This is a genomic window from Salinimicrobium oceani (genome assembly GCF_012037645.1).
Genome location: NZ_JAAVJR010000004.1, coordinates 298,914 through 322,321 on the forward strand (window position 1 = coordinate 298,914; position 23,408 = coordinate 322,321).

The 23,408-nt window shown below is 41.6% G+C and carries 16 protein-coding genes and 1 tRNA gene; 11 read left to right on the forward strand and 6 right to left on the reverse strand.

Annotated elements, in window-relative coordinates; genetic code table 11:
* Window positions 1-105: 105 nt before the first annotated feature.
* The 3 genes from HC175_RS09340 to HC175_RS09350 all read right to left on the reverse strand — a co-directional run bounded on the left by HC175_RS09340 (window position 106) and on the right by HC175_RS09350 (window position 4,847).
* Window positions 106-3,126, reverse strand: coding sequence for a DNA polymerase III subunit alpha (locus HC175_RS09340; protein ID WP_168138283.1), 3,021 nt, complete (start codon window positions 3,124-3,126; stop codon window positions 106-108).
* 14 nt (window positions 3,127-3,140) lie between these two features.
* Window positions 3,141-4,358, reverse strand: coding sequence for a DNA polymerase IV (dinB, locus tag HC175_RS09345; protein WP_168138218.1), 1,218 nt, complete (start codon window positions 4,356-4,358; stop codon window positions 3,141-3,143).
* Between the two features lie 416 nt (window positions 4,359-4,774).
* A tRNA-Phe gene (locus tag HC175_RS09350) sits at window positions 4,775-4,847 on the reverse strand.
* A gap of 119 nt (window positions 4,848-4,966) precedes the next feature.
* On the opposite strand from HC175_RS09350, the gene HC175_RS09355 reads away from it, so the two are divergent.
* From HC175_RS09355 to HC175_RS09385, 7 genes are all read left to right on the forward strand, one after another.
* Window positions 4,967-5,698, forward strand: a complete 732-nt coding sequence (locus HC175_RS09355) for a type III pantothenate kinase (protein ID WP_168138219.1) — start codon at window positions 4,967-4,969, stop codon at window positions 5,696-5,698.
* Window positions 5,695-6,942, forward strand: a complete 1,248-nt coding sequence (bamG, locus tag HC175_RS09360) for a BamG family beta-barrel-assembly machinery protein (RefSeq protein WP_168138220.1) — start codon at window positions 5,695-5,697, stop codon at window positions 6,940-6,942. Before HC175_RS09355 ends, bamG begins: the two co-directional genes overlap by 4 nt.
* A gap of 32 nt (window positions 6,943-6,974) precedes the next feature.
* Entirely contained in the window at window positions 6,975-8,345 is a 1,371-nt protein-coding gene (locus HC175_RS09365; protein ID WP_168138221.1) for a tetratricopeptide repeat protein, read from the forward strand.
* A gap of 1 nt (window position 8,346) precedes the next feature.
* Entirely contained in the window at window positions 8,347-8,913 is a 567-nt protein-coding gene (lptC, locus tag HC175_RS09370; protein WP_168138222.1) for an LPS export ABC transporter periplasmic protein LptC, read from the forward strand.
* On the forward strand, window positions 8,910-9,101 hold the full coding sequence (locus HC175_RS09375; RefSeq protein WP_168138223.1) for a hypothetical protein: 192 nt from the start codon (window positions 8,910-8,912) through the stop codon (window positions 9,099-9,101). The genes lptC and HC175_RS09375 overlap by 4 nt, the downstream gene beginning before the upstream one ends.
* Window positions 9,102-10,388 (forward strand): hemolysin family protein, encoded by a 1,287-nt coding sequence (locus HC175_RS09380; RefSeq protein ID WP_168138224.1) that lies wholly within the window; start codon window positions 9,102-9,104, stop codon window positions 10,386-10,388.
* Window positions 10,389-10,487: 99 nt separating this feature from the next.
* A complete protein-coding gene (locus HC175_RS09385) occupies window positions 10,488-12,608 on the forward strand; it encodes a peptidylprolyl isomerase (RefSeq protein WP_168138225.1) in 2,121 nt (706 codons plus the stop codon).
* Between the two features lie 101 nt (window positions 12,609-12,709).
* Here the strand turns inward: HC175_RS09385 and HC175_RS09390 are convergent, their stop codons facing one another.
* Both HC175_RS09390 and HC175_RS09395 read right to left on the reverse strand, forming a co-directional pair.
* Window positions 12,710-13,624 carry a GYDIA family GHMP kinase gene (locus tag HC175_RS09390; protein ID WP_168138226.1) on the reverse strand — a complete coding sequence of 305 codons (915 nt, stop codon included), beginning with the start codon at window positions 13,622-13,624 and terminating at the stop codon, window positions 12,710-12,712.
* Window positions 13,625-14,938 carry a hydroxymethylglutaryl-CoA reductase, degradative gene (locus HC175_RS09395; RefSeq protein WP_168138227.1) on the reverse strand — a complete coding sequence of 438 codons (1,314 nt, stop codon included), beginning with the start codon at window positions 14,936-14,938 and terminating at the stop codon, window positions 13,625-13,627.
* A gap of 207 nt (window positions 14,939-15,145) precedes the next feature.
* Between HC175_RS09395 and HC175_RS09400 the strand changes: the two genes are divergently transcribed.
* The 4 genes from HC175_RS09400 to HC175_RS09415 all read left to right on the forward strand — a co-directional run bounded on the left by HC175_RS09400 (window position 15,146) and on the right by HC175_RS09415 (window position 21,373).
* The gene (locus HC175_RS09400) at window positions 15,146-17,347 is read left to right on the forward strand and encodes a S9 family peptidase (RefSeq protein WP_168138228.1); all 2,202 of its coding nucleotides are present in this window, start codon (window positions 15,146-15,148) and stop codon (window positions 17,345-17,347) included.
* The gene (locus HC175_RS09405) at window positions 17,347-18,942 is read left to right on the forward strand and encodes a peptide MFS transporter (protein ID WP_168138229.1); all 1,596 of its coding nucleotides are present in this window, start codon (window positions 17,347-17,349) and stop codon (window positions 18,940-18,942) included. The genes HC175_RS09400 and HC175_RS09405 overlap by 1 nt, the downstream gene beginning before the upstream one ends.
* Window positions 18,942-20,729, forward strand: a complete 1,788-nt coding sequence (locus HC175_RS09410) for a peptide MFS transporter (RefSeq protein ID WP_168138230.1) — start codon at window positions 18,942-18,944, stop codon at window positions 20,727-20,729. Before HC175_RS09405 ends, HC175_RS09410 begins: the two co-directional genes overlap by 1 nt.
* 92 nt (window positions 20,730-20,821) lie before the next feature.
* Window positions 20,822-21,373 carry a thioredoxin family protein gene (locus tag HC175_RS09415; RefSeq protein WP_168138231.1) on the forward strand — a complete coding sequence of 184 codons (552 nt, stop codon included), beginning with the start codon at window positions 20,822-20,824 and terminating at the stop codon, window positions 21,371-21,373.
* Window positions 21,374-21,427: 54 nt separating this feature from the next.
* Here the strand turns inward: HC175_RS09415 and HC175_RS09420 are convergent, their stop codons facing one another.
* Complete coding sequence (locus HC175_RS09420) at window positions 21,428-23,365, reverse strand: ComEC/Rec2 family competence protein (protein WP_262887225.1); 1,938 nt, start codon at window positions 23,363-23,365, stop codon at window positions 21,428-21,430.
* Window positions 23,366-23,408 lie beyond the last annotated feature (43 nt).

The following is a 23,408-nucleotide window of genomic DNA, read 5'->3' on the forward strand; positions in this document are numbered from 1 at the left end:
GTGAGGCTGATGATAAAGAGGGATCGGAATATTCTTGAATGCATAAGATAATTTATTGAGGAATTGAAAATAGTAATTTTTAGCTACCTTTTACTGAAGATTAGTTCAGGAATTTTTAAAAGCACCGGTCGAAAGGGTTTGGCTCTCTGTGACCTGAAGTTTTCGAGAATCATCCAGGCGGGGATCGCCAATAGTGTCCTGGCGGGAAATCCATTTAAGATTGATAGAGAGATAATCCAGTTCATTCACAACTCTGCCATAACATAAAAATATCCCCTTGCTTCGGATAGGAAATTTTTCGGCTATGGAAGGAAATTGAACAATATCAAAAATATCTCCATCCATGTCATAAAAAGTGCAGAAACACATAAATTTCCCATTCGCAGTGGGAGTGGGTTTGGCTGTAATGAGGTTGCCATAGATATAAATATCCTTTCCAATGAAATTCTTTAATTCTTTCGCTCTCAACGAAGATTGCAGCGGATTTTTCAATAGCTCAAAGTGACTACAGAGTGGAAATCCTAAAAGTTCCATTTGGTCATAAGCTTCTACTATTTTAGAAAATGAAAATTCGGGCAGGTCAAAGTCTCGATGCTGAGGTCTGAACAGGACTCCTTGATTTGTTTTAGACCTGGACTTGCTTAATTTAAAATGAGCTTTCCAGAGTAAATGATGTTTGTCGAGCTTCGTAAATCTAAAAGCTCCAATTTTTAAAAGAATGCTTAACTGTTCTATCCCTATATCCACACGGTCTATAAAATCATCTAAGGATCGAAAGGGACCAAAAAACTGTCGGTTTTCGAGGATGCGCTGAATAACCCGGCTTTCCAATTCTTTAATGTAACCTAATCCCAAATAAATATCTTTTCCATAGATCACATTGGGGTGGTCACTTTTATTGATACAGGGAGCATGTACTCTTCCGCCACATCTGCGTATTTCCTGAATATAGGTTTCCACATCATAAAATCCGCCTCCGTTATTGAGAGCAGCCACCATGAACTCGAGGGGGAAGTATTTCTTTAAATAAAGGCTTTGATAGCTTTCTACTGCGTAAGAAGCCGAATGTCCTTTTGGAAAAGCATAGCCGGCAAAAGAAAAGATTTGTTCCCACACCTCATTGATCAGTTGTTCAGAATAGCCTTTCTTCCTGCAATTATCCCTGAATTTAAATTCTATTTTCTCAATTTGTCCTTTAGATGTTTTTTTGCCACTCATGCCCCGCCTTAATACATCTGCCTCTTCATAAGAAAGCCCTGCAAAGAAGTGTGCTACTTTGAGAACATCTTCCTGGTAGACCATCACGCCATAAGTCTCTGCCAAAATCTCAAAAAGAACAGGATGTGCGACTTTTCTTTTTTCAGGATTGCGGTGGCGCCGTATATATTCTTCTTTCATGCCGCCATTGGAAACTCCGGGTCTTATAATAGAACTTGCCGCAACAAGTTCAAGATAGCTGCTGGTTTGGAGTTTGATCATTAATCCACGCATGGCGGGAGATTCAACATAGAATACTCCCATGCAGTCTCCGGTTCTAAGCAAATGATTGATTTGAGGATCATTTTTAAAGATTGCGATATCTTCTATATCTTCTACTTTGGCATGAGGTTGATTATGGTGGATGATCTCTATAGCATCGGTTATTTTAGATAGCCCTCTTTGAGCCAGGATATCGAATTTATGAATGCCCACCTCTTCGCTAATGTTCATGTCTATTTGAACTGTTCTAAACCCTTTAGGAGGCATAAAAGTGCCCGCAAAATTGTAGATGGAGCTGTTTAAAATTAATATTCCTCCCGAATGCACACTTATGTAATTAGGGAATCCTGCTATTAATTTACTGTAGCTAAGCACCAGTTTTTCCAGGTGATCTAGTTGATACTGATTAAAATAGCCGGCCGAAAGCTTGTCAATATTTTCTTTTGGTAAACCCAGTACTTTTCCCAGCTCTCGTACCACTGCACGACGCTTAAAGGTTACATAGGTTCCCATTAAAGCGGTATTAGAATAGCGCTCAAAAATATAAGTAGTTACATCCTGCCGGTGTTTCCAGGAGAAATCTATGTCAAAATCTGGAGGAGAGTTGCGGTGAGCATTAATGAATCGCTCAAAATAAAGATCGAGTTCAATGGGATCAACGTTGGTGATCTCGATGATATAAGCAACAATTGAATTTGCACCACTGCCCCGGCCTATATAAGGATAACCTTTAGATCTAGCATACTGGATTATGTCATAATTGATAAGAAAAAAGGAGACATAACCAAGATCAATTATGGCTTTTAATTCTTTGTTGACCCTTTCATAAACTTCTTCTGAAGCCTGGGGATAACGCTTTGGCAAATTGTTATAGCAGAGTTTTTTTAGCTCCTCTTCGTCTTCCTTTTTATTCTTGCCAAAGACCTGAAGATTTTGATTCTTTCTGGCTTCCCCAAAATCAAATTTTACGTGGCAGTTTTTTATTAAGATTTCGGTGTTCCTGAGAATGTATGGAAAATCCTTAAACTCTCTTTTGATCATTTGCGAAGAAAGCATCTGTTGAGAAAAGCAGCCTTCTTCAGATGTGGGTAATTTGCTGAGTAAGGTGTTATTATCTATGGCTCGTAATAATCGGTGAGCATTATGATCTTTTTTACTTCGGAAGGTTACCGTCTGCATGAATACCAGTTTCTCTGTAAACTGCAAATATTCCGAGAATCTGAGTTTTCGGAGGTTTTCAATAGATATTCCTATGAATTCATTCTCCTCAAAATGGGTTCTCTTATCTAAAACCACCTTATTAAAAGGGTATATGATATAACAATCAGAAAGAAAAGGAGCGGTATCGGGAAAGGTTTTTTCTGCGTGCAGATACTGGGATAGATGCTGGTTTAACTGTCTAAATCCTTTATTGTTCTTTGCTATGCCCACATACTGCTGCGACACCCCATTCCTGAAATCGATCCCTATGAGAGGTTTTATCCCATATTCGGGTGCAACCTGAATGAATTTTATGCAGGCAGAAGTATTGTTAATGTCTGTAACCGCAAGGGTTGTGGCATCTTGAAGTTTAGCAAGTTCACATAATTCTTCCACAGAAAAAGTTCCGTAGCGTAAGGAATAGTAGGTATGACAGTTTAAGAACATCATTATTTTTAATATTATTGATGTCTGTGAGCGTGGAGGATAGGTGGTTCTCCATTAAAAGGATTTTCCATTCTTCCTACGCCGGTACCGCCTATTGTTGACACTCTTACTACAGTGTGATCTCCAAATCTCTTGCGAATCCTGTCCATACTGCTATACAGGTTGAGCATTTTTTCAGAGTCGTCAAAAAGGTCAATTTGGTAATGACCTCCTGTGAGATCGGTATATTTAATACCAATAAGCCTTATCAATAACCTGCGGGTATATAGTTGTTTAAAGAGTTCCTCTATTTTGGGAATAAGAATATGATCGGCACTGGTATATGGGATCTTAGCCTGTTTGGTATAAGTCTGAAAATCTGAATATCGAATCTTCACACTTACACAGGAAGTAAGTTTATTTCCTCGTCTTAATTGATACGCTAAATTTTCTGCCATTCCGGCTAAAGTGGCCTTGAGTTTCAGCATGTCGGTAGTGTCCCGGTTGAAGGTTCTCTCGGCAGAGATGGATTTGCGTTCGTGAAAAGGGATAATAGGAGAATCATCTATACCGTTGGCACGTTTCCAAAGTGTTCTTCCATTTTTTCCCAAAACACTTTCCAGCATTTCTACGGGCATTTCCTGGATCGTTCCTATATTTCTGATTCCAAGATTGAGCAGCTTTTGGAAGGTTTTGCTTCCTATCATAGGTATTCTTCGTACCGACAGAGGAGATAAAAATGATTTTTCTTCTCCGTTATTGATATATAGCTCGTTATTGGGTTTTGCTTCTCCGGTTGCAATCTTAGAAACCACCTTATTCTGGGATAGTCCAAAGGAAATGGGGAGTCCGCTTTCTCTTATAATCGTTTGTCTTAGTTCGTGAGCAAATTTCCTGATCCCAAAGAATTTATCCATGCCCGAAAGGTCGGCATAGAATTCATCTATGCTTGCTTTCTCAAATGAAGGCACACTATTTCTAATAATTTCGGTGACGATATGAGAATGTTTGGTGTAAACACTGGAATCTCCTTTTATGACCGTGGCGTGAGGGCAAAGCTGCCGTGCTACTTTCATTGCCATTCCTGAGTGAACCCCAAATTTTCGGGTCTCATAACTGGCAGCAGCTACTACTCCCCGATCTCCCATTCCGCCCACGATCAAGGGCTTGTTTTGTAGCTCTGAATTGAGGAGTCGCTCTACAGAAACAAAAAAGGTGTCCAGGTCCAGATGTATAATCGATCGGTTATTCATAATTAGGAATAAATCCATTTATTAGGATTATTTCCAAAATTATAAAATATCCTCATACGGAGAAAAAGGAAAGAGTTAAACTTGATTATTTATTGCAATGAGCAACCTAAGGAGCTTGGGATAAGGGTTTTAAAATCAGAATAAATTACCTGCTTTGAAAAGAGGGGCAAAGCTTCGGAAGAAAATTTCCATAGTGTTCTTGGCAGATGATCTATTACAGATCAATCTTAAATACTTTCTAAACAGAAGTACCAAATGTCTCGGCAGAATTTTTAACACTGGAATAAAGCTTCAGAAGCCAGAGATTAAATGCCATTGAGCTTAGTCCGCATTAACGATGATAAACAATAGTCATGATCTCGGAAGGAGAATACTATAAACGAAAAAACCCAAGACTTTCGTCTCGGGTTTTCAAGTGGTGCCTCCAGGAATCGAACCAGGGACACAAGGATTTTCAGTCCTTTGCTCTACCAACTGAGCTAAGGCACCAGTGCTTAAAGCGGCTTACCTTGTAGTAAGCGGGTGCAAATATAGATTCAAATTTAATATCTCCCAAAGGAAAATGAAAAAAAATGCTTTTGTACTTTAGCTTTTTCAAGTACCCGCACATGAATCTTATCATTGATATTGGCAACACCGTAGCCAAACTCGCTGTTTTCCAACAGGATGAACTCCTTTTAAAGGTTGCGGTGCAGAATGATTTTGTTTCTCAAAAAATTTCGGAACTCTTTGAGGAGTTTTCAGAAATTGAAAAGATTGGTGTCTCGAATGTGTCTGCCACCAAAATTGACCTGTCAGATAAGGTCTCAAAAAAGGCAAAAATAGTAGTCCTTTCCGGCAGCACGCCTTTACCTTTTAAAAATCTCTATGCCACGCCTGCTACATTAGGTAACGACCGCAAGGCGCTAATAGCGGCGGCAACTAAATTTTATCCAGCCAAGCACGTGCTTGTTATTGATGCCGGAACCTGTATCACCTATGATTTCAAAAACAAGGAGGAGGAATATTTAGGAGGAGGAATTTCACCGGGATTAAAAATGAGGTTTTTGGCGCTTAATACTTTTACTGCCAACCTGCCGTTAACAGAAGCAGCAGAGGCTCCTGCTTTAATTGGAAATACTACGGTTTCTTCCATACAATCTGGGGTGGTGAATGGCGTGCTGCTGGAAATAGACGGCATCATGGAGCGCTATGCTGCACAATATGGAGATATGGTCACAATAATTACCGGCGGGGACGCAACTTTTTTGTCTATAAACTTAAAAAATGGCATATTTGCCAATTCCAATTTCTTGTTGGAAGGCTTAAATTATATTCTCGAATTTAATATCGATCAATGACAAAACGATTTTTTATAATCGTATTCATTTTATTTTCAGTGATTACGACTGCTCAGGAGCGCACCTCGTCTCCCTATTCTTTCTACGGGTTAGGCCTTAACACCTTTGGGGGAACAGTAGAAAATAAAACAATGGGTGGTCTAAGCATATTTTCAGACAGTATTCATGTGAACCTTCAGAATCCCGCAGCTTACGGGAGGCTTAAATTGACGACTTACACTATTGGTGTAAGTAATGTCAACGTAAATATTAAGTCAGATTCAGATTCTGGTAGTTCAAACACTTCCTCTTTAGATTACCTCGCTATTGGAATTCCAGCCGGGAAATTAGGCTTTGGATTTGGACTTATTCCTTATTCGGCTGTGGGTTACAATATTATAGACATCAATGAATCTGAACTCCGTGCAAATCGCTATTCTGGAAAAGGAGGGCTCAATCGCGTATTTCTTTCTGCAGGTTATGCGGTCACAGAAAATATTAGTCTGGGCATAGATGTGAACTATAACTTCGGAAATATTCAGAATAAGAATATCCTTATCAGGGAAGGACTTCAGTTTGGAACCCGGGAGATCAACAGGTCCGATCTTAGCGGATTAAGCTATAAAATTGGTCTTGATTATGAAAGAATGTTAAGCGAGAGCCTGCAGCTTAAGATGGGTGCACATTACACGCCCGAAACTAAGATCTCTTCAGAAAATAAAAGAGAGTTATCTACTCTGCTTTTTGGTCCCGAGGGGCAGGAAATAAGCGTAGATGCCAGAGATATTGCTTTAGAGGATACTGAGCTTACCATGCCAGCCAGCTTTAGCCTTGGCGCAGGAATTGGGAAGCCAAGAAAATGGTTCTTGGGAGCAGAATATACTTCGACCGAAGCTGGGGATTTTAGCAACAGATCCTTTGAACTGGAAGGTGCCTCTTATGAAGCTGCCTCAAAATACCGCATTGGAGGATTTTATATTCCTAACTATAACTCCCTTACCAGTTATTTTAATCGTATAGTTTACCGGGGAGGATTGCGCTATGAGGAGACCGGTCTTGGGCTCAATGGAGAAGCGGTTAATGAGTTTGGCATAGCTTTTGGATTAGGACTACCAGCAGGAAGGTTCATGGAAAATATTAATCTAGGAATTGAGTATGGACAGCGCGGTACCACGAACTCAGGTTTGATTCAGGAAAACTTTTTTACTGCAATGATAAGCCTCTCTTTAAATGACAGATGGTTTGTTAAACGAAAATTCGAATAATTACAAACACTAACAGGAATAAAACTAAAACTATGAAAACCAAGCTAATACTTTTTCTTTCGGGGGTTCTGCTAGGTACAGGAGCTTTACAGGCGCAGGCGAATCAAGAATGTGCTACTACTGCTGCCCTTGCTTACAGTGATGCAAAGGCAAACAACTATGATGCTGCATGGACTAGAATTCAGACCCTTAGAAAAGATTGTCCTTCATATCACATTGCAACTTATCAATACGGGGAGCGTATTTTGAAAGATAAACTTGATAAAGCGCCAGAAGGTGAGAAAAAAGCGGTAGCTCAGGAGCTAATCGCTCTTTACAAGGAACGTCTTCAGCATTTCCCTGCTAAGACCGATGCAGGTAAGGTGAATGCAGATATTGCTCAGATCATGTATGATGCGCAAATAGGAACTACAGAGGAGCAGTTTCAGGCTTTTGATAAAGCCTTTAAAGCAGATCCAAATAGTCTTAATGCAAAATCTCTTTATACCTATTTCTATCTACTTGTAGAACTTCAGGATGCTGGTAAAAAAGACCTTCAGGAGGTATTTGACATGTATGATGTCGTAACAGCCAAACTTGAAGAGCAGGAAAACGAAACTGCCGAAGGTCTTGCTAAACTTATTGAAAAGCAGGAAGCTGGAGAGGAACTTACAGATAAAGAGCAAAAAAGACTTAATGCATATGAGATCAACCTAAAAGCGTATAGCGCTGTTAAAGGAAGTATCAATGCAAAATTAGGACAACGTGCAGATTGTGATAACCTGATCCCTCTTTACAGTAAGGATTTCGATCAGAACAAAAGCAACGTAGAATGGCTTAAGCGAGTAAACAATAGATTGTCTGGTAAAGATTGTACAGAAGATCCATTATTCGTAAAAGTTTCTGAGGCGCTTCATAAACTCGAACCTTCTGCAAGCTCTGCTTATTCATTAGGACAGTTGGCCGAAGCTAATGGTAACCAGGCGAAAGCTCTTGAATATTACAATCAGGCAGCGCAGCTTCAAAAAGATCCTTCAGTAAGAGCTAACATTTACTATAGAATTGGTAACCAGTACAAAGAGAAAGGCCAGTTTGGCCAAGCCAGAAACTTCTATCGCAAAGCTCTTGAAGCGAAGCCCTCTTATGGTAGAGCATACCTTCAGATCGCCGGAATGATTGGACAGAGCGCGAACAACTGTGGAGATACAGCTTTCGAAAAAAGAGCTGTTTACTGGAAAGCTGCTGAATATGCAGATAGAGCAGGTAGAGTTGACCCTTCCATTAGCAGTACTGCAAACGAAACTGCAGCTGCTTACCGAGGTAGAGCACCACAGCGTAGCGATATCTTCCAGAACGACATGCAGGGTAAGACCATTACCATTGGATGCTGGATAGGCGAAAGCGTACGTGTCCCTAATTTGTAATATGAAATTTACATACAGGAATATTTTTTCAAGCATTGTCACGATTCTTTTCGTGACAATGCTTTTTTCATGTGAAGGGAATTTGAAAGGGGTCCAGCAAATGGAAATTCCCGAAGATGCTCCTCAGGCAATCGGTGCCGGAATAAATCTAAAATACACAGATTCGGGAAGGGTAGTTGCAACCCTTAGAAGTGAAAAGATGCTCGATTACTCTAATAAAAATTTTCCATATCGGGAGTTTCCCGATGGCCTGATAGTGGAATTCTTTGATGAGGAGCGCAAAAAAAACACGGTGACTGCAAATTATGGTGTCATCTATAACAATACAGGTCTCATTGATCTACAGGGGGATGTGGAGGTTGTCACCAGTGACAGTACGAGATTAACAGCCGATCAGCTTTACTGGGACCAGGCAAATAACTGGGTCTTTACAGATCATCCCAATACCATTCGTTTTAAGAACGGTGCGGTTAACGAAGGGATGGGTTTTGATAGTAACCAGGAATTCACTAATTTCCGATCAAGGTCCAATGTAGGGGTCCAGATCTTAGAAGACGAGAACAAATGATGAAATTTTCCAAATTTTTCGAATTCGCCTACCTGGCTGCAGCGGCCTTTTTTCTGTACGAAGCTGTGATGATATGGAATGAGCAGAGAAATCAGGCTTATCTCTTTCTTTGCTTTGTAGCAATAGGCATCTTTATGTTCTTTTTTCGGCGACATTTCAGGCATAAATACGGTAACCGCGAGAAATAGATGGCTACCGAAATCATTATAATTCTGTGCTCCCTTATTCTTTCGGCCTTTTTTTCGGGAATGGAGATCGCCTACGTTTCTGCAAATAAGATCCACGTAGAAATTGAAAAGAAGCAGAACGACTTTTTAGCAAAAGTGCTCACGCGGCTTACTCGTAAACCTTCAAAATTTATAGCCACCATGCTGGTAGGGAATAACATTGCCCTGGTAGTTTATGGTTTTTTCATGGGAGACCTGTTGATGGTGCTCCTGGATCCCGCTAGGTTTAGCAACGATATCGTGATCTACCTGCTCGAGGATCTGCGCCTTATTACCCAAACAGTAATTTCCACACTTATTATTCTGCTTACTGCGGAATTTTTACCCAAAGTATTTTTTCAAATTTATGCGAATTTCCTTCTGAAGTTTTTTGCGGTTCCTGCTTATTTGTTCTATCTGCTTTTTAGTTTCATTTCCTCTTTTATCATCTGGATCTCCGACCTGGTACTGAAACGTTTTTTTAAAACCGAAGGCGATGAGGTGCAACTGGCATTTACAAAAGTGGAACTGGGAAATTACATCAATGAACAGATGGAAAAGGTGGAACATGACCAGGAAGTGGACTCAGAGATCCAGATCTTTCAGAATGCCCTGGAGTTTTCAGAGGTCAAGTCTCGGGAGGTGATGATACCCCGTACAGAAATTGTGGCGGTAGAGATCACTACAGACCCAAAGGAGCTGGTGGATACCTTCACTGCTACCGGACTATCCAAGATCCTCGTGTACAGAGAAAACATTGACGATATTATTGGTTACATTCATTCCTTCGAACTTTTTAAAAAGCCGGCAACCGTTAAGTCTATTCTTCTTCCCGTGGTTTTTGTGCCCGAAACCATGCTTGTGAAGGATGTACTGAATATTCTTATCAAAAAAAGAAAAAGTATTGCGGTAGTCATCGATGAATATGGAGGTACCAGCGGTATGATGACCGTAGAGGATATTGTAGAGGAGTTATTCGGAGAAATAGAAGATGAACACGATCCTGTAGTGCTTATTGAGGAAAAACTTGAAGACAACAAATACCTTTTCGCAGCGAGGCTGGAGGTTGACTATCTCAATGAAGCTTACAAACTTAATATTCCCATAGGTGAGAATTACGAGACCTTAGGAGGTTATATTCTCGATCATACCGAAGAAATCCCGCCCCGGGATGGAGTCGTTGAAATAGACGATTTTACATTTTATATTCGCGAAGTATCGAATACCAAGATAGAGCTGGTTGAGGTGATCGTCAAGCCACAGGATTAATTTTTTCTGCTTCCATAAATTTTGGAGATTTATAGTTTTTTTAATAAAGCTAAAAACGTTATTTTCGCCCCCTATATTTTAGAATTAACAATATAACTAATGGCAGTATTAAATCAAATAAGGCAACGATCGGTCTTCCTTATCGTTATTATCGCTTTGGCGCTTTTCTCATTCGTCCTGGCAGATGTGATCAGGAATGGTGGTATGGTTTCTCAGAAATCTCAGAATACCATTGCGACAATTAATGGAGAAGATATTGAAAGAGAGCAGTTCGCGAGACAGGTAGAAGCCTATCAGCGTAACCTGGGTCCAGATGCCACAACTGCACAGGCAGTGAATATGGTGTGGGATCTGAATGTGCGCAGAGCCTTGATGCAAGAGCAGTTTGAAGAACTGGGGATTCGTGTTGAAGAAGCTCAGGTCAAAGAGACTTTGAGAAGAGAAATGGGTAACAATCCCAACTTCACTAATGAGGCAGGAGTATTTGATGAAAATAAGCTGCGAGAATATGTAGCGACTCTTAAATCCACTTCTCCACAAGCATACCAGCAGTGGTTGGATTACGAGACAAATCTTGCTGAAACAGCACGGGAGCAAATTTATCTTAACCTGGTACGAGCTGGTGTGGGTGCAACCCTTTTAGAAGGAGAACAGGCCTACCGCTTTGCAAGTGACAATGTGGACCTGGAATTTGTTCAAATTCCCTACACTTCTGTAGACGATGCAGAAGTTGAGGTGTCAAAAAGTGAAATTAAAGAATACATTGAGGCTAATCCTGGAAAATTCGAAACAGAAGCAACCAGAGACATCCAGTATGTGTACTTCGAGGAATCTGCGTCTCAGGCAGATGAGCAGGAGGTAAGAAAAGAACTTGAAGGAATGCTGAATACCCGTGTGGAATTTAATGCGGTTACAAAAGCAAATGATACTGTAGCTGGATTTAACAGCACTTCCAACTGGGAGAATTTCGTAAATGAAAATTCAGATCAAAAGGTCTCTAATACTTTTGTTTTTAAAGATCAGCTGCCATCAGAACATGCAGATGCTATTTTTAACCTTGGTGAAGGAGAAACTTACGGGCCATACAAATTTAACGGTGCATGGAGAGTTTCACGAGTAGTTGAGAGATCTCAAATTCCAGATTCTGCCAAGGCTAGACATATTCTTGTGGCATGGCAGGGTTCTCCGGTAGGAGGACAGGTGACTCGAACAAAACAGGAGGCTCAAAAATTAGCCGACAGTCTTGCAAGTGTAGCCAGAAATAACAGAGATAAATTTGCTGAACTGGCTTCGCAATTCTCTGCCGATGCATCAAACAAAGAAGAAGCTGGAGAATTGGGGTGGTTCACTCCTGGAGCTATGGTTCCTTCTTTCAATGAATTTGTGTTTACCAACAATGCCGGAACAATTGGTGTGATCGAAACTCAATTCGGGTATCATGTTATCGACATAGAAGAGCAAACGCAAAGAGAGCCTGCGGTAAAGATCGCCACAGTTGCACGTGCTATTCAGCCTTCAGAAAAGTCGCTAAATAATCTTTTTGCAGAAGTAACCAAATTTGAACTTGCAGCTCGCGAAGGAGATTTTACTGAATTGGCAAAAGAAAAAAATCTTGAAGTAAGACCGGTTAAGGATATTCAGCAGCTAGAAGAGAATATCCCGGGAATAGGTTCACAACGCAGAATCGTGCAGTGGGCATTTGAGGAAGAAGCTGAAGTGGGTGATATTCGTAGATTTGAAGTTCCCACAGGATACGTTGTTGCCCAGGTAACAGCGAAGAATGAGAAAGGACTTAAATCTGTAGAATCGGCTTCTGCTACCGTGATCCCTATTTTGCAGAAGCAAAAGAAGGCAGAGATCATTAAGAATAAAATTTCTGGCACTACACTTGAAGAAATTGCAAGTAATCTAAATGTGGCAGTGAATACTGCGAGCGCCGTGAACCGAAATAGCCCCATCTTACCTGGTGTTGGAAGTGAACCAAAAGTAGTTGGTACTGCCTTTGCACTTGAACAAGGTGGTGTTAGTAAGCCTGTGGCAGGTGAAAAAGGAGTGTTCGTTGTAAAGACACTTCAAAAGAATGATGCACCGCAGCTTGATTCTTACAGACCTTATGCAGCCAGAGAAGCTGCTGCGAAAAGAACTACTGTAAATACTGAAGTATTTTCAGCTTTAAGAGAGGCAGCAGAGATCGAAGACAACCGAGCAAGGTTCTACTAGAACTTTAGATTAAGTGATAAACAAATGAAAAGCTCTTCCGCAAGGAAGAGCTTTCGTTTTTTCGTAAAGTTCCAATTCTCGAAAGTCGTTAAAATGGAACCTTATAAAATTATTTCTGAAAAAGGAAAAATGCTGTGGTAGCCTTTATTTTTAAAATACTGCATGTCCTCTTCCGTTCCAGTTGCAAGCACAAAATCTCCGCCCCAGCCTCCAAGGCTTTTTACTGCACCTTTATAGTCGCTGAAAAGTCGGGTCTTTACTTTTGGAAGTCCAACTAGCTGGGAAATGATATTCTCGTGCACCTCTATCAGTAGCTCAAATTCAAGAAGGTCTGTGCAGGTAATGATGCTGTGAGTAAGTGCAGAAATTTTTTCGGTAGCAGATCTTACCGCTGAATTATCCTGCTCTCTGTAATGCCTGATGGATTCCCTGCTGTTCTGTTTCTGATTAAGATGTATAAAGAAGAGCCGATCTGAAAATGGCGGATAATAAGAGGTCCTTAAAATGCTATTTTCGACACCTTGTTTTTCGAAGGTGATGGGAGTGGCTTCCAGGGCAACTGCAACATCATAGCCACTGCCGCCAAAGGTCTCTTCCAGCAGCCGGAAAGCGTCTATCTTAAGCCACCTGGCAATATTGGCAATAAGCGTGGATGAAGTGCCCAATCCCCAATCTCGGGGAAACTCTGTATTGGAAATGATCCTGAAGCCTTTTCCGCTTGTTAGCAATTCTGGACTTTGTTTCGCTGCAGCAAACAGTGTCAAAAATAGCATTTTTGACACCTCTTCTTCCGGGACCTTTGCTTTTGGAGAGCTAAGATCGGCAATATTATAGACGGCCTCAAACCAGGTTTCTCCAGTGTGGTCGGTACTTTTCCAATCTATAACAGCTTCGTCTGTTTCTGATACGATCATCTCCTGTCCCAGCTTTGTTGGCAGGGCAAGTGCAGTCGCGCCGTCGAGTACCACATATTCGCCGGTGAGCAATAATTTACCGTGACTGTGAAATTTTTTCATTTAGTTTCGAAGTTTTTCGAGTTGTTCTTCAACTGCACTGTGCGAAACGTTGTGGGATTTAAAATGACTTACCAGCTGCTCCTTTTCTTCTGGGGAGGCTTTTAACTGGTTTAGAATGTTCATGAGATGCATTTTCATGTGCCCTTGCTGGATACCAGTGGTGATGAGGGAACGAACGGCAGCAAAGTTTTGTGCGAGTCCGGCAACGGCAACTATTTTCATGAGCTCCTCTGCCGATGGTTTCTGAAGAATTTCTAAAGCGATCTTTGAAAGAGGGTGCAATCCCGTTAAGCCTCCCACTGTACCAAGAGCAAGAGGGATTTCTAACCAGAATCTGAAGTGTCCATTTCGCACGTCGGCATGAGAAAGGCTTGTATATCTGCCATCCTTTGAAGCATATGCATGTATGCCGGCTTCGACTGCTCTAAAATCGTTTCCTGTGGCGAGTACAACCGCGTCAATTCCATTCATAATGCCTTTATTGTGGGTCACTGCCCTGAAAGGTTCTGCTTCGGCTATTCTGAGTGCTCTAACGAACTTTGCGGCGAAATCCTCACCGGTCATACCGTGATCGGCTAGATCTTCAACTGGGCAGGATACTTCAGCTCTCACCAGGCAGTCTGGTACGTAATTGGAAAGAATGCTCATTACTATCTCAATATCCTTTTCTGAACTTGAAAAAGCCTCATATGTTGTTGCTTCAGCCTTAAAGGTCTCAGCAAAGCGCTCCAAACAGGAATTGATAAAGTTTGCACCCATGGAATCTTTTGTTTCAAAAGTGCAATGAAGCTGGTGATAACTACCAAGCAGGGATGTTTTATCGCGCAGTTCAATGTTTATTACACCGCCTCCTCTTTTCTCCATATTTCTGGTGAGTGGTGCGACTGCTTTTATGAGCTTAGCTTTTGTAGCGTGAAAGAAATTTTCTAGTTTCTCCTTGTCTCCGTTGTACATGAAGTGCACCTGTCCAATTTTTTGAGTTCCAAGGATCTCTGCCTTAAAACCTCCGTGTTTCCCCCAGAACTTAGCAGCCTTACTAGCCGCAGCTATAACAGAGCTTTCTTCTATGGCCATGGGAATTGCCAATCTGTTGCCATTAATGAGGAAGTTTGGAGCCAGCCCAAAAGGGAGGTAATAATTGGAAAGAGTGTTTTCTGTGAATTCTTCGTGAAGTTGCTGCAGTTGTGCGTTGGGGTTCCAGTACTGCTTCAGGATATTTTCGGCCTCAGTATTTCCGGCAAGATACGTCTTGCTAAGCCACTGAATTTTCTCCTGTTTTGTAAGTTTTGAAAATCCGGGGATTGGTTCGATCATCACATAAATATTGAAGAGGCAAAGATACAACTACAAAAAGAATAGAAGTAAAAACCACATTTTTCTGCCAGCTTTAATCTTCGTTGAACACTTCACTTCGAGAACGCAAGAAGTTCTTTAACATCTTCTTATGATTTAACAAGCAAAAGCCTGTTTTTTAGCCGAATTTTTATTAAACTTGGCAAGCAAATTTTTAAATCGCAAATAATGAAGTTGACCTACGGGCTTCTGGCCTTATTTCTTTCGGCCACTACGATACTCACTGCACAAAAAAAGGAAATTACATTAGAAGATATTTGGGGAGGCACCTTCCGTCAGGAAAGGATGGAATCTCTGCGATCTCTTAATAACGGAAAGGAATACGTAGTGCACAACTATGACCGTGCTGCAGGAACTTCTTCTATAGATGTTTACTCTTATGAAACAGGGAAAAAGACCCGCAGTCTTCTTAACAGTGCCCAGCTTCAGGAAATTAAGAATTTTTCAAGTTTTGAATTCAGTGAGAATGAGGAAAAACTGGTGCTTGGAACAGAGATAGAGCCTATTTACAGGCATTCTACTCGCGGCATTTTCTATGTTTATGATCTGAACTCCAAACAACTTCAGAAAATTTCTGAAGAAAAGATCAAGGAACCTACCTTGTCGCCAAATGGTAAAAAAGTGGCTTATGTCTTGGAGAACAACATTTACGTAAAGGATCTTTCTTCGGGAGAGGTTGAACAGGTTACGACAGATGGGGAATGGAACAAGATCATCAATGGAGTGACAGACTGGGTATATGAAGAGGAATTCTCTTTTGTTCGTGCTTTTCAATGGAATAAAGACTCCAATAAAATCGCATTTTTAAGATTCGACGAAACAGAAGTGCCTGAATTTTCAATGGATGTTTTTGGGCAGGACCTGTATCCTTCCAAATCGACGTTTAAGTATCCAAAAGCGGGGGAAAAGAATTCAGAAGTATCCCTTCATGTATACGACCTTCAGAAGAATAATATTGTGAATGTAGATCTTGGTGACTACCAAGATTTCTACATTCCCAGAATAAAATGGACTAATGATGCAGATGTGTTGAGTGCCCAGGTACTAAATCGCCATCAAAATGTCCTTGATCTGTTCTTTATTAATGCTGAAACTAACAATGCTGAAGTTATACTTACAGAAAAGGACGAAGCTTATGTTGATGTTACCGATAATCTTACCTTTTTAAATGACAACAGTTTTATCTGGACCAGTGAAAAAGACGGCTGGAATCACATTTACCATTATGACAAAACCGGAAAATTGAAAAACCAGGTTACAGATGGTAATTGGGAGGTGACCAATTATTATGGGTTTGATCCCAAATCCAAAACCATCTTTTTTCAAAGTACCGAAAATGGAAGCATCAATAGGGATGTGTTTTCTATTAAGGCAACCGGAAAAAATAAGAGGCAGTTGACAAATAGGGTAGGACAGAACAGTGCCGATTTTAGTGCCGACTACACCTACTTTATCAACAGTTTTAATTCAGCTACTACACCATATGAATTTTCCCTGCATCGTGCAAAAGATGGGAAGCTGGTAAGAGAAATTTTAAACAATAAAGAGCTGCTCGCTCAGATCGATCAGTTCGATTTCAGTCCTAAAGAATTTTCTACGCTGGCGGTGAATGGGAATGACTTAAATATGTGGATGATCAAACCATCGAATTTTGATCCTGCCAAACAATATCCTCTTTTTGTAGCACAATATTCCGGTCCTGGATCCCAGGAGGTTGGAAATCGCTTTCATGGCACCAATGACTACTGGTACCAGATGCTTGCTGGAAAGGGATATATTGTAGTAGGTATCGATCCTCGGGGTACCGGCTATAAAGGAGCTACTTTTAAGAAGGTGACTCAAAAGGAGCTTGGGAAATATGAGGTAGAAGACATAATAGAAGCAGCACGGATCCTTGGGAAAAGAGAATACATCGATGCGGAAAATATGGGGATCTGGGGATGGAGCTACGGAGGATTCATGTCTTCCAATGCCCTTTTCAAAGGAAATGATGTTTATAAAATGGCCATTGCCGTTGCCCCGGTGACCAGCTGGAGGTTCTATGACAGTGTTTATACCGAACGTTATATGACCACTCCGCAGGAGAATCCTTCGGGCTATGACGAAAATTCTCCGATAAATCACGTGGAAAAGCTGAAAGGAGCTTATTTACTTGTGCATGGTACCGGAGATGACAACGTTCATGTACAAAACACGATGAGAATGATAGAAGCTTTGGTACAGGCCAACAAGCAGTTCGACTGGGCGCTTTACCCCGACAAGAACCATGGGATCTATGGCGGCAATACCCGTCTTCATCTTTATACCCTCATGACCAATTTTATTGAAGAAAATCTAGAAGTTAATCCTAATATTAAATCATCCCTATAATGGCAAACGCAGCAACAGCACCGCAGAACCGAGAATTATTTGGTCACCCGGTAGGTTTATATGTATTATTTTTTACTGAAATGTGGGAGCGCTTTTCCTATTATGGAATGCGTGCCATTTTGGTGCTTTATCTTGTTAGCGCTACACAGGGAGGAAACGCCGGACTTGGCTGGACCAACGCTGAAGCTCTTGCTTTATATGGCTGGTATACCATGTTAGTCTACGTAGCTTCTATTCCGGGAGGGATCATTGCCGATAAACTTCTGGGGCAGAAAAAGGCAGTACTGTGGGGCGGGATCATTCTCGTTGCCGGACATGGAATTCTTGCCGTTGAAGAAATGTGGGCATTTTACACCGGCCTTGGATTGATCATCGCCGGGGTAGGTATGCTCAAGCCAAACATTTCAACCATGGTAGGTGGGCTTTACAAGGAAGGCGATATACGCAGAGATAAAGGATTTACAATTTTCTACATTGGGATCAATCTTGGTGCGTTCCTATCGAGTTTGATCGTGGGATATGTAGGAGAGAATATTGGATGGCACTGGGGCTTCGGGCTTGCCGGTATTGCCATGGCTTTTGGATTATTAGTTTACCTATGGGGCCAAAAGTATCTTGTTGAAGTTGGGAATCTGCTTTCAAAGGCAGAGAGAGATACAGGAGCTTCCTTTGGAGGGATGTTCAAAGATCTGTTCAAATCTCCACTGCAATTAGCAATCACAGGAATTTTAATGATCGCTTCCATCTACTATTTGATCGCCGAAGATTTAGCTTATGGCTTCCTGTTTATTTTCCTTACGTTAGTTACTGCAATGATGCTTATGGTCTATAAGGATCTTACCTCGCAGGTCATGAAAGACCGGTATGTGGTAATGTTGCTTTCATTTATTCTTGTAATTGTTTTCTGGGGTGCGTTTGAGCAAGCTGGAGGCCTAATGAATATTTATGCCCTTGAAAAAACAAACAGGTCTTTACCATTCAGTCTGCCTCTTATAGGTAATGAAGTCCCGGCTTCATGGTTCCAGTCGTTGAACGCGCTCTTTATCATTATTTTTGGGGTGATCGTTGCGAATTTCTGGGCCAAAAGAAAACTCAAGAGCAAAGAGGCCTCTTCCATTTTTAAAATGGCAATTGGAGTGATCATTATGGGACTGGGATTTGTTTTTATGGTCTTTGCTTCCATGGAATTCCAAAGCGATGGCGCATCAGCAATGTACTGGCTCGTGTTAGCTTACCTTTTCCATACCATTGGAGAATTAAGTTCCTCTCCAGTAGCCCTGTCTTTTATAACGAAACTTGCTCCCGTAAAATATGCATCCCTAATGATGGGTGTCTACTTTGCAGCTACAGGTCTTGGTAACAAAGTAGCAGGAATTGTCGGGGAATTTTCTTCTGAAGCTGGAGATCAGTCCATTTTCCTTGGTATTACGATCTTTACGGTGAGTTTTGCAATCATCGTGCTCTTAATGTTGAAACCTCTTAAGCGCCTTACTCACGGAATTGAAGATGAAGAAAGAGAGCTGCCGCAGCAGGAAAACTTCGAACTTGGAGATGAGGATCTTGTAGAAAAAGAAGATACTAAAAGAAGAAGATAATGGCAGCAACTGTTCCAGCGGCAGAAAACGATTTTTTTAAATCAAAAGTTTTAGGCCATCCTGCCGGGCTATTTGTACTCTTCTTTACCGAGATGTGGGAACGCTTCTCATTCTACGGAATGAGGGTGCTTCTTATCAATTTCCTTACAATGGCAATTGTTGGAGTTGACAATCCTGGCTGGGGCTGGAGTGCAGAAAATGCTGGAGCTCTTTTTGGTACCTATGCCGGACTGCTATATCTCACTCCCATTGCAGGAGGGATCATTGCCGATAAATTTGTTGGATACCGATGGGCAGTTGTAATAGGAGCCGCAATAATGACCCTGGGCCATGCTTCCATGGCCTTGGAAACCGAATTCTCACTCTATTTTGGTTTGGCGTTATTGGTTATTGGAACCGGTTTCTTCAAACCCAACATTACCTCCATCATTTCTGAAATGTATGACGGCAAACCCGATAAAAAGGATGGCGCCTATACTATTTTCTATATGGGAGTGAATGCCGGGGCCTTCTTTGGAATGATGTTGTGTGGATATCTTGCCGAAAGAATTGGCTGGAGCTGGGGGTTTGGTCTCGCCGGTATCTTCATGTTCCTGGGAACGCTTCAGTTCTGGCTGGCAAAGCCGCTTTTTGGTAAAATTGGAGGAGTTCCCGACAGAGCGAAGAAAGAAGAGGAACTAAGAAAGGAAGAAGAGTCCGGAGTTAAAGATCACACCCATAATCCTTTCACACTTTTTGATAAGATCCTTGTGATCGCCACTTCGGTCATAGGGTTTTTATACCTCATCAATGATCCGGTTTCACGAATCGCCGATCTGAATCTTCTTCCAGCAGTTATGCCGTTCGATTTTCAGGGGGAACCTTTTTCTGGTCCATTGGCACTAGCGCTCATCGGACTATTTTTGTTCCTTGTGCTGGTTATCTCCAGGATCGCGAGATATGCCAGGATCGTTAGAGACAGATTAATTGCAGTGATCATCTTCGCATTTTTCACAGTGTTCTTCTGGATGTCATTTGAGCAGGGAGCCACTTCTCTTATCATCTTTGCCCGTGATTCTGTAGATAGGGTGCTCGAGGGTACAGGGGCAACCGTATTCAATATTATTAACACCCTCCTCACGGTTGTACCACTAATGATCATTACCTGGGTACTTTACCTGTTGTGGAAAAAGACCTATAAACAGGTTTTGGGATCCAACATCGTATTGGTGATTTGTTTTGGAGTGATCTGGGCGATCGTGATCTGGATGCTTGCACGGGAATTTTCCGGAGAAACAACAGAGATCACTGTATCCTGGTTCAGTATCCTGAATTCCTTTTTCATTATTGTCTTTGCCTCTTTCTTCTCTAAATGGTGGGAGAGCAAATACAATCCTTCAGCAGCATGGAAATACAGCTTTGGCTTGATCCTTCTGGGCATTGGGTTTGGCTTATTGGCATTTGGTTCAAGCGGGATTGCCGAAGGAGCTAAGGTGAGTATGATCTGGCTTATCCTCGCTTACCTGTTTCATACCCTGGGGGAATTGTGCCTTTCACCTCTGGGCTTATCTTACGTGAGTAAGCTTGTGCCGGCTAGAATGATCGCATTTATGTTTGGTATGTGGTATCTGGCCATTGCTATAGGGAATAAATTAGCTGGTTCTTTTGGAGGAATGATCGACGAAATAACAGAGCAATACAGCTTATCAACGTTCTTTCTAATTTTTACCATCGTGCCTATTGCAGCTGGAATCCTGGTAGCTTTACTCAATCCACTTCTCAAAAAGCTTATGCACGGCGTAAAATAATTCTTCCCAAAAATGATATTTTTGCGCCCTCTTCTGTGAGGGCGTAATTTTTATATCTTAGGTACGACTATTGAGTAGGAGAAAATAAAAGCATGAAGCAATACATACTTATTTTACTGGTCCTTGCTGCTATCGTGACAACAGGAAATGCACAGGAGATCAAATGGATGACCATGAATGAAGCACTAGCTGCTCAAAAAAAGCAACCCAAAAAGATCTTTTTAGACGCCTATACAACCTGGTGTGGACCTTGTAAAATGCTAGATCGCAACACCTTTACCAATGAGGATGTAATCAAGTATATCAACAAGAATTATTACCCCGTGAAGTTTAACGCTGAAGGCACAGAAGAGATCAAATACCGGGATTTTACTTTTACAAACCCAGATTTCGATCCAAACCGCAAGGGCCGCAACAGCACGCATCAATTCGCCAGGGCAATGAAGATCACAGGCTATCCCAGCCTCGTTTTTTTTGATGAAAAAGGAGAACTAATTGGGCCTATTCCCGGCTATCGCACGCCCCATCAACTGGAATTATTTCTGAAACTATTCGTAAAGGAAGAATATAAAAAGATTACCTCGCCAGAAGCTTTTCAGGCTTATTCTGAAACCTTTAAAAATGAATTTACCGTTTCTAACTGAAGAAGTTATTTAAGAGCAGCAAATTTAAGCCTCAGCTGCAGTATTAAGACGCATCTATTCTAATAAATACGCTCCCTGTTCCCCCGTAAAGTGAAAGGGAATGTCTTTCTCTCGTGCTGTTTCGCGCCAGCGGTTTACGAATGACTTGTAGTTATTTCCATCAGCGACTATTGCGGCAGGTTTGGCTTGTTCCAGGATACGCTCGAGATTGATCTTTGGCGAACCTGAAAGCAGGAGATTGAATCCTGAAGGGATCTGCTTCGGAAGTATGGCAGAGCTGTCAACAAGGATCAGAAAATGCCCTTTTTGGGCGTATATGTTTTTCAATGGTGCAGCTGCAATCTCATCCAGCCCTGCTCCAGTTCTGTAATTTTTGATCAGCTTAAGGTCTGCAACCGGATCTTTTAAATCCTGCTGGTACAGCTGAAGTTTTTTGCCTTCTGTTCTGGCGATAAGCGTTGCCCTGCTTTTATGGAAAATAACGAGGTGTTCATCGGGAAACACTTTTTCGGCTAAATAGAGGCTCTGAATGATGACGACCGCACAAAAAGTGAGCAGCAATTTCTGGTAATTATACTTTCTCCACAGGAGGAAGACCATAAAGATTAAGAAGTACCACGCAAAAACTTCAGAAGTGCTAAAAGGGATGTCCTTCAGGAGAAATTGTTCCTGTCTTGCAATTAAAGCCACGATCTCATTTAAAAGTTCAATAATTCCCTCGTAGGTTTTCAAAATAAAATGGGGTAGGAAACCCAGCAGAGCTAAAATGATAACGGCAACGCCAAAGATAAGGATCAGCCCCAAAAAGGGAAGTATCAGTAGATTTGTGAGGAAAAATAAACCCGGGAATTGATGAAAATAAAATAGACTGAGTGGTACAACGCCTATCTGGGCAGCCATAGTGACCGTCAACAGGCTCCAGAAGTATTTTCCTATTTTCGTTTTTGGTTCCAGCAGTCTCGAAAATAATGGCTGAAAAAGAATGATGGAAATTACAGCAAGGTAACTCAGCTGGAAGCCAATCTCAAATATCCATCGCGGCTGAATGAGCAGTAAGAGGAGCAGAGATAGAAAAACGGAGTTTAATGTACTGGTGCGGCGATTGATCTCCAGACCAATTGCTATAAAACTGAACATAGTTACCGCGCGCACCACAGAAGGGGAAAGGCCGGCAAGAATGGCGAAGCCCCACAAACTCATCACCACCAAAAAGGTCTTAATGATTTTTCCATTTTTGGACCTCCTTAGCGGGGCGAAGATCCAGTTAAGCAGTAGCAGGATGATCCCAACATGCAGCCCCGATACAGCGAGAATATGTATAGCGCCGGCTGCAGAAAAATTATTGTAGGTTTCTGCCGAAATATCCTGCTTCTGGCCCAGCAGTAGTGCCTGAACAACAGCCAGTTCTTCGCTTCCAAAGTTACTCGCGCTCAATGCTGAAACGATCCTCTTTCGAAATTTAGCTGCTTTGATCCTTAATCCTTCAGCCGTTGCAGGAAGTTCTTTGACAATTCCTGAATTCAAATCGAGCTGCCGGTAATTTCCTTTTTGAGCCATAAACCTGGAATAGTCAAACTGGTGCGGATTAAGAGGCGGAGGAATGACCTTAGGAGTTGTGGAAACAAGTAATTCCTCTCCTTCCAAAAAAGGTGTTTTTAAGCTGTCTTTTGGTTGAAGAAGGAGAAGCTTTCCGTGGGAAGGAAGACCGTTTACAGAAAGAACTTCGGCAACGAACTTGTGGTTATAGAGGTCCGGCTTCAGAGGGGTTTCTATCTGCAGCTTTATTATGGGCACTTCTTCCGAAGAAATATGATGGATATAATGTCCTGGCTGATTTTGAGGTAAGTGTAGGCTGGTGGTGGTTATACCTATGATCAGGAACAGGAGGAAAGTGCTAATTCCAAAGAAGGCATCTGGCAGCATGAGCCTTTTAGCACGAAAGAATGCGAGGAGAAAGATCACAAGCCCTGACAGTAGTGTCAAAAATGCCATTTTCAGAGGTAATTCTAAAAAATAACCACAGGTTATTCCCAGA